Consider the following 15,581-nt stretch of genomic DNA (forward strand, 5'->3'; position numbering starts at 1 on the left):
CCAGGCTACGTTATCATGAAAACAAGACTCATTTACCTGTCGTTGCTAACCTTTTGGTTAAGCGCCTGTAGCTCTGATTTTCTTTCTGTCGTGCCCGAAACCGAGCGCACCGTTGCCAATTTTTACAAAACAGCCGCCGATTTCAACACGGCCGTTGTGGGAACCTACGGAACCTTTAAACACGCGGGTTTGTACGGCACCGGCGGTGGGTCGCTGATCTGGCTGGGCGAAGTGTCCACCGACAACACCGAATATGGCTATCCCCGATCGGTCGTCAGCGCCATTGGGTTTGAACTCGAAGACCTGAACTATTCCCTGTCCAACACCTATTTTCGGGATGCCTGGCTGGGTCATTATCAGGGTATTGGCCGGGCTAACGGTATTCTGGACCGGATTGAATCCGCAACGTTCGATGCCGCGCTCAAGAATCAGTACGAAGGCGAAGCCCGCTTCTTACGGGCCCTGTTTTACTTCAACTTAGTCAGGCTGTTTGGCGAGGTGCAACTGGTAACCAACGAAATCAACGATCCGTACGCAACGGCCACCATAACCCGCTCACCCGTAGCCGACGTATACGCTCTCATCGTGAGTGATTTGGTAGCGGCCGAAGAAAAGTTACCCGCCACCATCACGGCCGCCAACGCAGGCCGTGCGTCTAAGTGGGCAGCTAAAAGTTTACTGGGGAAAGTGTACCTGACGCAGAATCAGCACGACAAAGCCGCAGCTAAGTTGAAAGAAGTAATCGATGCCAATGTGCACAGCCTGATGCCAACTTATGCGTCTGTGTTTGCTGCGTCGACCTCGTTTGCGGCCAACAAGGAGGTTATTTTAGCGGTACAGTATAAAACCGGGCAAATTGGGCAGGGCGGTGGTTTCTATTCGCTGTGGACTCCGTTCGGGGCGTTGTCACCTGATTTCGGCGTAACCGGCGGACCGGGCGATGGTGTCAATAAGCCCACCGCCGATCTGATTGCCGCCTACCAACCGGGCGATTTGAGAAAGGCCGCTTCCATCGCCACCACCTACACGAATCCCCAGGGCGTCGCGGTGAATGAAGCGTATCCCGTGAAGTTTAAACAAACGGGAATTATCCGGGGCGAATCCGACGTCGATTATCCCATTCTGAGGTATGCCGACGTGGTGTTGATGTACGCCGAAGCGCTGAACGAGCAGGGCCAGACGGCAGCGGCTGGGCCACTCGTTAACCAGATCCGCAAACGGGCTGGGCTGGCCGAGGTAACGGTGAGCACCCAGGCCGATCTGCGGCTGGCACTGGAGCAGGAACGGCGGGTGGAGCTGGCTTTTGAGAGTCAGCGGTGGTTCGATCTGGTACGAACCGGTCGCTACGTGCCGGTAATGATGGCCAAAGGCTTTGCGGCCAAGCCGTTTCAAGTGCTATACCCCATTCCACAACGCGAGATTGAGTTGAACAGCAAGCTCGCCCAGAATCCGGGCTATTAAGGGAGTTGGGCCGACGACTTCCTTCCCCAACTAATTCGTATGAAAAACAATAGAACGCTGATTTTTATGATTGACCTGATTCATCATGATTAAATGCAAATTGTCAACTGTTCTATTCTCGAAATAACGCAAAAATCATTGTTGATCTTTGAGATCATAAGAATCCGCGTTCTATTGTGAAAAACACTGCTTTCGTTTTCTATCTGGTGCTAAGCACCGCCGGTTTCGCTCAGCAAACGGTTCCCTATGCCTTTCCGGCTTTCGACGGCAAAGCAACCGTTCCGGCAGTAAAAGTCAGTTCGGGGCGGGTGATTCACCGGTTTTTCGATACATCACCGCTGAGTCCGTCGGGGCGGTATCTGGCCCTGTTTCGCTTCCCGCAGGAAACCACCTCGCCAAAGCCGGGTGAAGTGGGTGAAGTAATTCTGGTGGATCGCCAAACCGGCAAGGAAAAGGTCGTGGCCCAGTCGCGGGGTTGGGAAATGCAGTTGGGCGCGAATGTGCAATGGGGCAACACCGACGAAGCCCTGTACTTCAACGACGTTGACACCACCAGATGGAGCGCGTTCGCTGTGCAACTGAACCCACTAACGGGCCAGTCGCGCCGGATGGGCGGAACCGTTTTTATGGCCTCTCATGACGGTACAAAGCTGGCGTCGTACAATCTATTGGCTTCCCGGCGAGCGCAGGTGGGCTACGGTGTGGTGGTGCCCGATGCGAAAACACCCCACAATATTGGCCCGGTGGCTACCGATGGCATCGACATTACCAATACCAGCACCGGAGCCGTTAAACGGATTGTGACGATTAAAGACATCTACGAAAAAACGGTGCCCAGCATTGCCATTGCCAATCCGAAAGACTACGAATACTACTGCTTTCAGGTCAAATGGAACCCACAGGGAACCCGGCTGCTCACAACGCTGCAATGGACACCCCGAACGGGTGGCGACCGCCGACGGTCGGTGATTACGATGCGGCCCGACGGCTCCGACATCCGAACGGCCATTACACCCGATCAGTGGGCGAAGGGCGGGCACCACATCAACTGGACGCCCGATGGCGAACACCTGTCGATGAACCTTAACGTCGATGGTAAACCGGGGTTGGAAATTATCACCGTCCGGCACGACGGCAGCGACCTGAAAACGGTGTTCTCGCCGGGGTCGGGTCACCCGTCGCTTAATCCGGGTGGTGGCCCCCTGATGGTGACCGATGCCTATCCGGGCGAGCTGGGTACGACGGACGGCACCGTGCCCATTCGGTTAATGAACGTGCAGACGGGTCAGGAAGAGGCTATTGTCAATATATTTCTTTCCAAAGCCGGGGGCGAATTTCGAATTGATGCGCACCCCGCCTGGGATCGGTCGGGCCGCTACGTGATTTTCAACGGTTTTCAGGATGGCACCCGTAACGTATTCATGGCTGATCTGAACGGCAAACTGGACAACGTAAAAAAGAGCCCGTCAACGGGTAAGTAGCCGATCATGAAATATATCCTGCCTGCCTGTAGCGTCTTACTCGTATCCGGTCTTTCCGCCCAGCCGAACGCGGCCCCGGCCGCCTGGAAAGAAGTGGGACAGCTAAAAACCCATGACGCAAAAGATATAAAGTCGTCCACCTGGAGCATTGGGGGCGAAACGCTCGACCGGGATTATACCGACTATCAATCCTACAAAACCTACCTCGGTCCGCTGGGGGCCAAACGCATCCGGTTGCAGGGTGGCTGGTCGAAGTGCGAGAAGGAAAAGGGCAAATACGATTTCGCGTGGTTAGATGCGGTCATTCCCGATGCGGCTTCGCGCGGGGTAGCGCCCTGGGTCGAGCTGTCGTACGGTAACCCGATTTACGAGGGTGGGGGCGAAGCCAAATTAGCGGGGCACATCCCGACTTCGCCCGAAGCGCTCGCGGCCTGGGACAACTGGGTGCGGGCCATGGTGACGCGTTACAAAGATCAGGTGCCTGAATGGGAAATCTGGAACGAACCCGACCTCAATAAAGATCACACCGGGGCCGAAATCGCTCAGTTTTACATCCGCACGGCCCGGCTTATCAAACGCATTCAGCCCAACGCCCGGCTCATTGCCCTCGGTATGGCCAGCATCACCAAACTCGACTGGATGCGGGATTTTTTTGAGGTGCTGAAACGCGAAAATGCCCTGGATCTGGTCGATATTCTAACGTATCACGGCTACCGCCACAACCCTGACGACTCGTATCCGCGCATTGAGGAGATGCGGAAATTGGTCTGGGCCTACAAACCCGGCGTGGTGTTCATGCAGGGCGAAAACGGGGCACCCTCGCAGGCTAAAGGCACGACCGTAGGGGCCATGACCGACCAGGACTGGAGCGAACTAACCCAGGCTAAGTGGGATTTGCGCCGGATGCTCGGCGACCACGGACGCGGTATTGCCACCAACCTGTTCACCATCAGCGACATTCATTACGCGGCTGGCGATCACATGGTGGGTATCAACTCAAAAGGTCTGCTGCAAACTAACCCCGACAAAACCATCAAACGTCCCAAGCTATCCTACAAAGCCGCTCAGCACGTCTTCTCGCTCTTCGACGATCAGATCGAACGGCTCGTGGATAACAGACCAACGGTTAGTCAGGAAACGGTCAACGCCTTTGCGTATCGCCACAAGAAAAACGGTGGTAGTTTAGTGACGCTCTGGAGCAAAGAAGCACGGCCCGCCGAAACCTACGAACCCAAATTGACGACCCTAACCGTTGAGGGGGAATTCCGCCAACCCGTATTTGTGGATCTGATAACGGGAAAGGTGTATGAGATACCGCAAAGTGCGTGGACGAAAGCGGGAAAAACCCATACGTTTACTGTTTTACCCGTGCCGGATTATCCCGTACTGATTGCCGACAAATCTGCTCTGTAACGGGCCAACGTAGAGACGCATAGTTGCGTCATGCTTATGAATAAACGAATAAACAACAGCCGTAATCTGCTTGCAATCCTCATCGTGAATTGCGGCTTGCTGAACAGTGCATCAGCGCAGTCTCCAGTTACGGCCAAAGACCAGGCTAAAACTGACTTTGCCGTTTCATTCCCCCGGTTAGGGACGGTGAAGCCGCGCAACGCCAACGAGATTGAAGCCTCGAACTGGCTGATTGGCTGCGAAACGCTGGACCGCGACATGGCCGATTACAACCAGTATAAAGAGTATCTTGTTCCGTTGGGCATCAGGCGATTGCGGATGCAGGCGGGTTGGGCGAAAACCGAAAAAGTAAAGGGCCAATACGATTGGGTCTGGCTCGATGCTATCATTAACGATGCTGCCCGAAAGGGCCTTAAACCCTGGCTCGAAACGTCGTACGGGAATCCGATTTACAAGGGCGGGGGAGGCATCAATCTGAGTGCCGGTGTGCCGACCTCACCCGAAGCCCTCGCGGCCTGGGATACGTGGGTGGAGGCTTTGGTGAAACGCTACAAGGACAAGGTGAACGAGTGGGAAATCTGGAACGAACCCAACTTCGGCGACAACGAAATCAACACCCCCGTCATGGTGGCGAACCTGAATATCCGCACCGCCGACATTATCAAACGCATCCAGCCCGACGCCAAGATATCTGGCCTGTCAATGGGCCATATCGACCTTGCCTACGCTGATGCTTTTTTTAAGGTGATTCACCAACAGAAAAAGATGCACCTGTTCGACAATATGACTTACCACGATTATGTGTACAACCCCGATTCCAATTACGGCCACGTTGCCGATCTACGGCGGGTTTTAGACAAATATGCCCCCAGCGTCAAGTTGCGGCAGGGCGAAAATGGCTGCCCGTCGTTTAGCGGTTTTGGGCGGGGCGCTCTGGGGGATTATGACTGGTCGGAGGTAACGCAGGCCAAATGGATTACCCGGCGGATGCTGGGCGATTTAGGCCACGACATTGAGTGCAGCATTCTGGGCATAATCGACATGAACTACTCCGCCGTCAGCGGCCCGATTACCCGGCTCAACGTGAAAGGAATCATTCAATCTGATTCGACAAAAAAAGCCATCCGCCCCAAAATAGCCTACTACGCCATGCAGCACATCGCGTCGATTTTTGACCATTCGCTGCAACGAATTAAGAACCTGCCCCCAACTTTCAACGCCAGGGCGACGACGGCCCCCGATGAGGTGAAATACAACAAGAGCACCGACCGGAGTGTCGCCGTGTACGGATATCAGCACGCTATCACGAAGAAACAGGTCTTTACGATTTGGATGGACGAGTCCATCCCCACTGACTCGAACAAAACCAAAAACCTGACGCTCACCTTCCTGAACGCCAATTTCGACCAGCCGGTTTACGTGGACATTATCACGGGTGGCGTGTACGAAATTCCGGCGGATCAATGGACCAAAACCGGTACGACCTATACGTTTAGGAATATTCCGGTGTATGACTCGCCGGTGCTGATTGTCGACAAATCCATCGTTTTAAAAAGTGAATGAGTAAACGAGCGAAAAGTCGGCCGGATGGTACGCTCTTTCACTCATTCACTTTTTCGCCCTACAACTCATGAACAAACTCCAAACGCTTGACTACGCAGCTATCATCCTGTACATGGTGATGATGTCGGGGATTGGTATTTTTCTGGGTCGATTCGTCAAAAATATCAACGATTATTTCAAGGGTGGCAGCGGAGTGTCGTGGGTGGCGGGCGGCATCAGCAACTTCATGACCAAGTTCAGTACGTTTATTTTCGTAGCCTACGCCGGTATTGCCTATCAGGACGGATTAGTGGCCATCACCGTTTTGTGGAGCACCATTTTTCCGTCGATGCTCGCGATTTTCTTTTTCGCCAAACGCTGGAAACGGGCGGGCATCATGAGTCCGGTGGAGTTTCTGGAAACGCGCTATAACGCCCCGATCCGTCAGATTTTCTCGTGGAGCGGGGTGGCGTTCAAACTGCTCGACGACATGATAAAGCTGTATTCAATTGGCCTGTTCGTCACCGCAGCGTCGGGCGTTCCCTTTGAAACCGCCGTTATCCTGTGTGGCATCGTCGTTACGCTGTACACGGTGGTTGGCGGTTTCTGGGCGGTTATTGTCACTGATGTCGTTCAGTTCGTCATCCTCTTTTTTGCCACGCTGATTCTGGTGCCCCTCGCCTACAATGCCGCCGGTGGGCTTGAGAACATGCGGGCGGTGATTCCCCAAAACATGACTTGGTTCAATGGCTCTAAAGGGATGCCGCTGTTCCTGGTAGCGTACTACGTGCTGATTATCATCCGGTACACCGGCAACTGGACGTTTATTCAGCGGTTTTACAGTGCCAAAAGCGAAACCGATGGTCAGAAGTTAGCGGGTCTTTCGGCCATCCTGTTTTTCATTTTTCCCATCATTTTTCTGTTTCCTCCATTGGCCGCCCGCGTCATCCTGCCCAACTTAGAAAACCCTGAAATGGCCTACGTGAGCCTGTGTCTCAAACTGCTGCCCGAGGGCATCATGGGCCTGATGATCGCGGCCATGTTCGCGGCCACTATGTCGGTGCTGAGTGCCGAATACAACGTGACGGCCAGTGTACTCACCCGCGACATTTACCAGCGTGTTTTCCGGCCCAATGCCAGTGGCAAAGAGGCCCTGCTGGTGGGCCGGGTTATGACGCTGCTCGTCGGCTGCATCGTAACCGTCGGAGCCTTGTTTGTGGCGGGTTTCGGGGGTGCTTTTGAAGCCAACAAACTGCTGGCCGGGATCTTCTCCGTACCGATGATTATCCCGGTTATCTTCGGCCTGCTGCTGCGAAAACCCCAGCCGTGGGGGGCGTTGGCTACATTGTTTCTGGGCACAATTTTAGGGTTTATCCTGAACCTGAACAAAGGCATTAGCTGGGAAGTGGCTACGCTGGTCGAGATTGCCTTCTGCGTGGCCATTTTCGTTATTTCAGGCTTCTTTCCGTCGAAAAATGCCCCCTACAACCAAAAGGTCGATGCTTTCTTTCGCAAGCTGACCGTGCCGTTCGTGCCGGAAGCGGAGAGCAAAGACGGGGACGTTTTCAAAGAAGCCATCAAACTCATGTACGGCATCGCCTTCGGGCTGACGGGCCTGATGTTCGTAATTATGGGCTATCCCTCCCGAACTCTGCTGAGCGGCCAATTAGCGATGGGAGCCGGTATGCTGTGCCTGATCCTCGCGTTTATCCTCTGGTACCGGACGAGAACGGGCAAACTCGAAAAAGCGCGGGAAACCGCTTTCAGCGAATTAAATAATTAAAAATACAACCATGAATTACCTCGAAAACAAGATCATCTTCATCACTGGCGCATCGTCGGGCATCGGACGGGCCACGGCGCTGTCGCTGCTTGAAGAAGGCGCGAAGGTGTTTGATTTTAGCCGCACGAAGCAACTTGCCGATGAGCACCCGCACGATAACCTGCGCTCGTTCCGGGGCGACGTGAGCCAGGAGACCGACGTAAAAGCAGGCTTTGCCGCCTGTCTGGAAGCATTCGGAACGGTCGACGTGCTGCTGAACAACGCCGGGCTGGGTCTGCCCACGCCCGACCTGTCCACCGCCGACGTCGACGCCTTCGACCGGATGGTGGCTACCAACCTGCGGGGCGTGTTCCTCTGCGACCGCGAAGCCCTGACCCTGATGAAACCGCGCGGACGCGGCCACGTGATCACCGTTATTTCGATGGCCGGGCAGCGCACCAACCCCGGTTCGCCGGTGTACTGCGCGTCGAAGTTCGGGGCGCGGGGCCTAAGCAGCGGCTTAGCCGATCAGATGCTGAAACTCGGCATTAAAGTAACCGACGTGAACCCCGGCCCAACCGACTCAGACTACTGGGGCGACCGGCCCGTGGCCCGCGAAAAATTTCTCCGCGTAACCGACGTGGCCCGCGTCATCCTGTTTGTGCTCAATCAACCCGACGACGTACTGATTCGGGAAATCAATTTCGACAACATGAAATTCTTAGCCGCATGATCGCGACACTTCCCACGAATGGCAACGGCCTGCACAAGCCCGCGTCGCCCTTCCCGGTTTCGGTAGCCGAAATGCGGGAACGATACCTGAGCCTCTATACCGGAGCAGTCAACGACGTGCTGCGGTTCAATTACAACATGCACACCACCAGCCTGCCTGCCCATTTTGCGCCCCTGCGCGAGGAGATGAAGCTGGCCGGGCTGGCCTTCACGGTCAAGGGTGCCCCCGACATCACGACCGACGGCGAGATGGAAACCCGCGCCCAGATGCTCGAAGCGCTGCACGAAGATTCGGTCGTGGTCTGGGATTGCACCGGCGACACGGTCACCTCGCAGTGGGGCGAAGTGATGACGATGGCCGCGCAGCGCATCGGGTGCCGGGGCGCGGTGGTGAACGGCATCCGCGACACAATGGCGATTCTGGAGCAGGGCTTTCCAGTCTTTTACCAGTACAAAGCCAACACGGGGATGCTGGGTCGGTTCAAGATGTACCACTATCAGAAACCCGTGCTCATGGGCGCGGTGGTGGTGGAGCCGGGCGACTGGATTTTCGGCGACATCGACGGGGTCATTTCCATCCCCAAAGCGATTGCTTACGACGTACTCGTAGCCTCCGAAGCGATTCTACAGAAAGAGGACACCATCCGCGAAATGGTCGAAAGCGGCATGAAACCAACCGACGTGGTAAAAAACGGCGGGTACTTCTGATGGAAGCGATAGCAACCGGGTGCCTTTTCCTGACCGAAGCCGAGAAAACCGCCATTCTCACCAGCCCGGACCCGGTGGTTCGTCGGTTTCGGAAAGCGCTGGCCCTGCGCGTGACCGAGCGGTTAGCCGTGTCGGGTTTGCAGGCCGAGAATCCCAAGCTGGGTTGGTGGTATCCGGCGGCCGAGTACCTGTCCGATGCGGCCATGCACTACGCCCTCGAACCCACGGATGCGCTCGCGGGCTGGCTGCGGAATGCAACCCTGCACATTGTCCGGCGACCAACGTCGGATTGGGTTGGGCCGTGGTTTCGGGGTCATGCCGAGCCGTTTATGGGCCACCTCGAAACCGCCCACGTCTGTTGGGGCGTGTCCGCCGTGCTGACCCTGGCTCCGGCGGTTTTTACCCCCGCCGAGCGCGACGAAGTCCGGGACGCGCTGTACAAAAAAGGGATTGCGCTGTGTCGCCGGTGGCTGCAAAAAAACACGCACCTGGGCAACTGGCGGGGCATCCTGGTATCCGGGGCGGTGGTCGCGTCGGCGGCTTTGGGTAATGAGGAGGTACTCGATGAACTGCTGCCCGATCTGGTCCGAATGACGCAGGCCTTTCAGCCCGACGGATCGTATGGCGAGTCGTTGCAGTACGGTAATTACTTGGCTAATGCGCTGATGCTGGCCCACGAATCACTGATCCGGCAGTATCCGGCTTATGCTGCCCAACTCGATGTGTCGGCGTATGGCCGGGGGATGGGCTGGATGGCGCAGAGTATGCTCTACCGCAAGCCCTTAGCCAACTGGGGCAGCGACGAGCGGGCGCGGGCGGTCAACTTCAACGACTCAGCGGCCCTGTTCCGGCCATCGGGCGATTTGCTGCTGCACGCGGCCACTCGCTGCGACGATGCGAACGCGGCTGGTCTGGCCCGCTGGCTGTTTGCGGAATATTACGAACCGTGCCCCACGCAGGGGCCGCACGACCTCGCCACGTTCGGCATGAACAACGACTGGGGCTTTCTGACGCTGCCCCTGCTGACCAAAGCCGGTGCCGCCGTTTTGCCACCGGCTGCTAACCTGCCGCTGACGACTGCTTTCTCCAACGGGAATGCGTTTGTGCGCGATGCCTGGGGCGGCAAATCGGTGCTGGCGGTGCAGGGAGGCATGAACGAGGGCTGCTTTGCTCCCGGTCATTTGCAGGGCGATCTGAACAGTTTTATGCTGGTCTACAACCGCGAACGCCTGTTAGCCGATCCCGGTCATAGCTGTTACCGCAACCTGATTCACGGACTGGAAAGCTCGACCCAAACGCATAACACATGCACATTCCTGGTGGAGCAGGATTCGCTGGGGCTACAAGAAGATTTAGCTAAAGTCAAACTCCTTGAACAGCGTAATGTATTGACTCGCAGAGTGATACAAACGAGCGGAGTCATCGGCCCACCCGTTGAACGGGGCGGTCGGCTGCTGACCGCGCAGCGCGAAGGCGAGGTGTCGCTGCTTGTGTCGGAGGTTGGCAGGGCATATGGGCAACCCATCGAGGAGTTTACTCGCTGCTGGATTCAGGTGGGTGAACACGTCACGCTGGTCATCGACCGCATCCGGGCTGCCGAACCCGTGCGGACGGTCTGGAACTGGCTGCTCAACAACCAGGACGGACAATCTATCGTCAGTACCACCAACAATAGCCTCGCGCTTTACCGGCATGGAGTCGGGATGCGGCTCTGGCAGGTAATGTCCGGCGCACCGCCCCACGCTCAGTTGTCCGGCCCGGTCTACGGCTATCTGCACGACGCCTATCACCCCGAACCGGCCCAGTTGGGCGAAGGGAAACCCGGCAGTGGTCTGTTGTTTCGGTTCACGGACGCCCAAAACGTGCAGACTATCAACCGGATGCACGTGATTGTGGTCGACGACTCGGCTTTTGTTGACGACTGGCAACTAACGCCGGACCCGGAAGGCCTGACCGTAGCCAAAGGCGGAACGACGGTCGCGCTTTACCAATCCGGGACCGATGCGCTTTCCTTTCGGCTGGTTGTTGGTGGTACTGATTACAGTATTACAGAGGATGAAAACGGCTTTGCGCTAAAAAGAGAACCATGAACCGCAATGCCTTCGTGAAGACCTGTCTATTTTTGCTCCCGCTCGTGATTTGCTTAGCCTTCCGGCAGGACGCGCCACCCCGGTTGCAGTTGTTCCTGCTGATTGGTCAGTCGAACATGGCCGGTCGGGGGGTAGTGGATGACGAAACGCCACACCCCCGCGTCTGGATGCTTACCAAAGAGCAGAACTGGGTACCCGCTCGCGACCCGCTCCACTTCGACAAACCCGCCGTGGTGGGCGTTGGGCCGGGTCTGTCGTTTGCGCAACGGGTGGCCGACGCTAATCCTGAGCAGAGCATCGGACTGATTCCGGCTGCGGTGGGTGGGTCGGGCATTGACGTTTGGGAGCCGGGGGCTTACTACGAACCCACAAAATCATACCCCTACGACGATGCCATCCGACGTGCGAAAAAAGCCCTCGAAAATGGGCAACTGGCGGGCATTCTCTGGCACCAGGGCGAGTCGGACAGCCAACCCGAAAAGACCACCGTCTACGAGCAGAAGCTAACGGCCCTCATCCGGCGCATCCGGGCTGATTTACGGGCCGAGACCGTGCCGTTTCTGGTCGGGACGCTGGGTGATTTTTATGTTCAGAAGAATCCGAACGCCCGGCAAATAAACGCCATCCTGACCAAACTGCCCGGCGTTTTGCCAAACGTGTATGTTGTATCGGCCAGTGGACTGACCCACAAAGGCGACACGACGCACTTCGATACACCCTCCGCCCGCACGCTCGGCCGTCGCTTTGCCGATAGCTACCTCAACATCCCCAAAAAGCAATGAACGAATTGACGTTTCTGGGCATCGACCATCCCAGCGTAGCCGCCAACGACGTGGAAGCCCTCGCTGACTGGTATTGCGACGTATTCGGTTACGAAAAGTGGTTCAAACACGAAAAGCCAGTCTGGATGCTTCGCGCACCGGACGGTACGCTGCTCGAAGTAATGCCCAAAGACGACACCGACCGGCCCGAACGCACCACCTGGACCCCCGGCTGGTCGCACCTCGCGCTGCGGGTCAAAAGCATTGACGACGCCATTGCTTTTCTCGATGCCAAAGGGGTAACCTGGGGTGGCGAGGTCATCAACGCCATCGGGGGCGGTAAAGTCCGCAACCTTTTTGATCCGGATGGAAACATGCTCCAAATTCTTCAACGGTGAATGGTGAAGAGCGAATGGTGAAAGGTCGTGATGGTTTGCTCTTTCGCTATTCCCTCTTCGCTATTCACCATTCACTTTTTCAAGCTATGAATGCACTCTTTTTTACGGGCGATAACGCCTTCGATTTACAACCTGCTGCGGCAACCGCACCACAACCCGGCGAGGTGCAGCTCCGCGTGGCCTACTGTGGCGTGTGCGGCACCGACGTTCACATTTACCACGGCGCGATGGCCCACCGGCTGAAGCTGCCGCAGGTGATTGGCCACGAAGTATCCGCCAAGATTGCCGCCGTGGGCGAGGGCGTCACGGGTTGGCAGGTGGGCGACCGCGTCACGGTGCGGCCCCTGCAACCGGGCGTAGAAGACCCGTCCGACAATGGACTCCGGCATATCGGCAAAAACCTGACCTTCATCGGCATCGACTCACCGGGCGGGATGCAGTCGCATTGGAACGTTCCGGCCCACACGCTGCACCGCCTGCCTGATACCCTGTCGCTGAAACTCGGTGCCTTGATTGAGCCGTTGGCCGTTGCCTGCCATGACGTACGGCTGGGCGAGTTGCAGGCGAACGAAAACGCGGTTGTCATTGGGGGTGGCCCCATCGGGATGCTCATTGCCTTGGTGGCGAAGCACAAGGGGGCGAATGTGCTTATCTCGGAGGTAAACCCGGCGCGGCTGGCATTGGCTGAGTCGCTGGGCCTGGCAACGGTCAACCCGGTGGAAACCGACCTGGTCGCCCGTGTCGAAGCGTTTACGAATGGCGCGATGGCCGACGTAGTTTTCGAGGTGTCGGGCGTGGGGGCGGGCGTAGCGGCCATGACGCAGCTACCCCGCGCCAGGGGCCGGATTGTGATGGTGGCCATTCACGCTGAACCGAAACCCGTGGACCTGTTCCGGTTTTTCTGGCGCGAACTCCGGCTCATTGGGGCGCGGGTCTACGAACCGCAGGACTTCGAGGAGGCCATTCAATTAGCGGCTTCGGGCGGGTTGCCGCTGGATCAACTCATTACGCAGGTATCGCCCTTAGCCGATGCCAAAACCGTTTTTGAGACTATCGACAACAACCCCGCCGGGATGAAATACCTGCTGCAATGCTGATACAGGAGCCGGGTTAGCAACCGGACGGTAGGGCTGAAGGAACCATTCCTGACAAGTGGGGACTGTTTTTTTGGTCTAAACAATCCGTTCGGTCGGGCGTTATCTTTCTACTCAACAACGCAACCAACGGTATGGCTAACAACAAAACCACCGACCAGCCCGGCTCGAACGATAAGCGGCCACACGGCGAACAGACGCGCAATCACGAAGCCCGCGACACCAGCGGCCTGCGCCCCAACGGCGAGCAAACCATGACCAACTCGAACAAAAGCAAGCAGGGACCCGAAGAGGAGCACGACCCGGCCGTGACGGGCAAAACAAAAGATGAACTGGCCGACGAGCGCGGAGGTCACGGCCACTCGGGTCACAGCGGCAACCGGAATGGTAGCCGAAAAAAGCAGTAAATGAAATTGAACTGGTAAACACGTTAACCCAATTATGAGCAAAGGAGCCACCCAGCCAACCGTTCGCGACACGGCCGATGATACCAAGAAGTACGAGTTAGACAATAACCTGCCCGACGAAGCACAGGGCAAAACGGCGCGGGGTAAGCACAAGACGAAGCAAAGCACCGAAGACGAACACGACGCCACCGGTTCGGTTGAGAACACCAACAAAGGTGGGCATGGTCATTCGGGTCATAGTGGTAGTCGAAGCGGCAGCGAATCGAACAGCGAGAAGGAGGAATAGAGCGGTAAAGAAACGGGGGTTAACGCACCTGTCTGAAACAGAAGAAGCCGGGCAGCGTTGCCCGGCTTCTTCTGTTTTGAGAAACTTGCTGATTTATTTTACGGCTTCCGCAGCAGCGGCTGCCTCGGCGGCTGCAATTGCGCCACTGTTCTTTTCGGCGTACTCGTCGCGCTGCCGCTCGAAGTGGGCAAAAATTTCGGTAACCGCGTCAACGTTCTCGGCAATTTTGCTGTGCATATCGCCCAAGTTAGTTTCCAGATACGAGTCATTCAACCCGTTCATGTTGTCAACTTCAATCTGACCAATTTTGGTAATCAGGGCCGTTTGGCTATTCTGAAGGTCTTCCAGTTCACGAACAATCTTGTTCATCAACTCAAATTTTTGTGCCTTATCCATAGTGTATCTCTTTTGATGAGTATACCTGATTAACGCGCTGGCCGTCGAATGGTTTGACGGTTTAGTGTAGGGCGACCCCATCGGGCAGCTTTTGAGGCTATTCCGGTGGTCTGCGGGTAGGAGACCCCTTCAGTCATAACGTTTCTTAAATTATTTGTGTGAATACTGTTGACCAGCAAATCATTCGTTATTTTGTGTAGTTAAGAAGAGAAACACCGGGTTGTGGACCGAGTGGCAACTCCTGAAGTCAACCGTCAGCGTTCTGATAAAGCATGAAGCAATTGGTAAAACATTTAGTGCTGGGATTGAGTCTGTTACTGCTTGCGGGCGCGTTTGTCGACACGTGGGCGCAGGGGCAGGAGCGGCAGGTAACGTTTACGGGATTTTTGACGGGGGGCAAAACCAACGAACCGCTGCCCGGTGCCTACATCTACATTCCCAAAGCCGGGAAAGGCGTTCTGGCGGCTGCCAACGGCTATTTTGCGCTGCCCGTCTTCCCCGGCGACAGTATCATCTTCAGCTACGTCGGCTTCAAAACGCAGTATCACATTATTCCGCGCCGACTCACTGACCTGACTTATTCGGCGGTGGTGGCGTTGCAGGAAGACGTTAAAACGCTGGCCGAAGTAAAGGTGTATCCATATGCAACGGAAGAACTGTTTAAAGAAGCGTTCGTGAATCTGAAACTTCCCGACGAGCAGGAGCGCGAAAACTTAGCCCGCAACACCGACCCGGCCGCCATTATGCGGTTAGCCGCCACGATGCCGATGGGGGCGGTGGCCAACCACCAGAACTTTGTGAACCAGCAGTTTTTCGGGCGGGAGTCCATCGTGGGGCGCAGTTCAACGCCGACGTTTGCCTTCACCAATCCCTTTGCCTGGGCCAATTTCATCCGGTCTGTCAAGCGCGGTGACCTGAAAACCAAGGAGTGGCGCAGCGAATTCAATAAAGCCCCCCGCGAGAATATGTCGCGCAAGGACATTCTGAAGGACGAGAACTGATAATAAAAACTTCACATTACAAACGCGTCGGCCGTTCCTATCTTCACGG

15 protein-coding genes are annotated in these 15,581 nt (G+C 56.3%); 14 read left to right on the forward strand and 1 reads right to left on the reverse strand.

Going from position 1 to position 15,581, the window contains the following annotated elements; all coding sequences use genetic code 11:
- Positions 1-15: 15 nt before the first annotated feature.
- The 13 genes from ACYVHB_RS22400 (at position 16) to ACYVHB_RS22460 (ending at position 14,135) form a co-directional block, all read left to right on the forward strand.
- Complete coding sequence (locus ACYVHB_RS22400) at positions 16-1,461, forward strand: RagB/SusD family nutrient uptake outer membrane protein (protein WP_461054031.1); 1,446 nt, start codon at positions 16-18, stop codon at positions 1,459-1,461.
- A gap of 176 nt (positions 1,462-1,637) precedes the next feature.
- On the forward strand, positions 1,638-2,942 hold the full coding sequence (locus ACYVHB_RS22405; RefSeq protein ID WP_461054032.1) for a TolB family protein: 1,305 nt from the start codon (positions 1,638-1,640) through the stop codon (positions 2,940-2,942).
- Positions 2,943-2,948: 6 nt separating this feature from the next.
- A complete protein-coding gene (locus ACYVHB_RS22410) occupies positions 2,949-4,355 on the forward strand; it encodes a GH39 family glycosyl hydrolase (RefSeq protein ID WP_461054033.1) in 1,407 nt (468 codons plus the stop codon).
- 36 nt (positions 4,356-4,391) lie between these two features.
- Entirely contained in the window at positions 4,392-5,918 is a 1,527-nt protein-coding gene (locus ACYVHB_RS22415; RefSeq protein WP_461054034.1) for a GH39 family glycosyl hydrolase, read from the forward strand.
- A 67-nt stretch (positions 5,919-5,985) separates the two neighbouring features.
- Positions 5,986-7,680: a sodium:solute symporter family transporter gene (locus ACYVHB_RS22420; RefSeq protein WP_461054035.1), complete on the forward strand. Its 1,695-nt coding sequence runs from the start codon at positions 5,986-5,988 to the stop codon at positions 7,678-7,680.
- Positions 7,681-7,690: 10 nt separating this feature from the next.
- Positions 7,691-8,392: an SDR family oxidoreductase gene (locus ACYVHB_RS22425; protein WP_461054036.1), complete on the forward strand. Its 702-nt coding sequence runs from the start codon at positions 7,691-7,693 to the stop codon at positions 8,390-8,392.
- Complete coding sequence (locus ACYVHB_RS22430) at positions 8,389-9,099, forward strand: RraA family protein (protein ID WP_461054037.1); 711 nt, start codon at positions 8,389-8,391, stop codon at positions 9,097-9,099. The genes ACYVHB_RS22425 and ACYVHB_RS22430 overlap by 4 nt, the downstream gene beginning before the upstream one ends.
- Complete coding sequence (locus ACYVHB_RS22435; protein ID WP_461054038.1) at positions 9,099-11,189, forward strand: heparinase II/III domain-containing protein; 2,091 nt, start codon at positions 9,099-9,101, stop codon at positions 11,187-11,189. The genes ACYVHB_RS22430 and ACYVHB_RS22435 overlap by 1 nt, the downstream gene beginning before the upstream one ends.
- Positions 11,186-11,971, forward strand: a complete 786-nt coding sequence (locus ACYVHB_RS22440) for a sialate O-acetylesterase (RefSeq protein ID WP_461054039.1) — start codon at positions 11,186-11,188, stop codon at positions 11,969-11,971. Before ACYVHB_RS22435 ends, ACYVHB_RS22440 begins: the two co-directional genes overlap by 4 nt.
- Entirely contained in the window at positions 11,968-12,348 is a 381-nt protein-coding gene (locus tag ACYVHB_RS22445; protein ID WP_461054040.1) for a VOC family protein, read from the forward strand. The genes ACYVHB_RS22440 and ACYVHB_RS22445 overlap by 4 nt, the downstream gene beginning before the upstream one ends.
- 86 nt (positions 12,349-12,434) lie before the next feature.
- On the forward strand, positions 12,435-13,445 hold the full coding sequence (locus ACYVHB_RS22450; protein ID WP_461054041.1) for a zinc-dependent alcohol dehydrogenase: 1,011 nt from the start codon (positions 12,435-12,437) through the stop codon (positions 13,443-13,445).
- A 131-nt stretch (positions 13,446-13,576) separates the two neighbouring features.
- Entirely contained in the window at positions 13,577-13,849 is a 273-nt protein-coding gene (locus tag ACYVHB_RS22455) for a hypothetical protein (RefSeq protein WP_461054042.1), read from the forward strand.
- 34 nt (positions 13,850-13,883) lie between these two features.
- Positions 13,884-14,135 carry a hypothetical protein gene (locus ACYVHB_RS22460; RefSeq protein ID WP_461054043.1) on the forward strand — a complete coding sequence of 84 codons (252 nt, stop codon included), beginning with the start codon at positions 13,884-13,886 and terminating at the stop codon, positions 14,133-14,135.
- A 93-nt stretch (positions 14,136-14,228) separates the two neighbouring features.
- Here ACYVHB_RS22460 and ACYVHB_RS22465 read toward each other — a convergent pair whose 3' ends face one another.
- Entirely contained in the window at positions 14,229-14,531 is a 303-nt protein-coding gene (locus ACYVHB_RS22465; protein WP_461054044.1) for a hypothetical protein, read from the reverse strand.
- 272 nt (positions 14,532-14,803) lie between these two features.
- Between ACYVHB_RS22465 and ACYVHB_RS22470 the strand changes: the two genes are divergently transcribed.
- Positions 14,804-15,532, forward strand: coding sequence for a carboxypeptidase-like regulatory domain-containing protein (locus ACYVHB_RS22470; protein ID WP_461054045.1), 729 nt, complete (start codon positions 14,804-14,806; stop codon positions 15,530-15,532).
- Positions 15,533-15,581 lie beyond the last annotated feature (49 nt).

It is taken from the genome of Spirosoma arcticum (genome assembly GCF_054779955.1).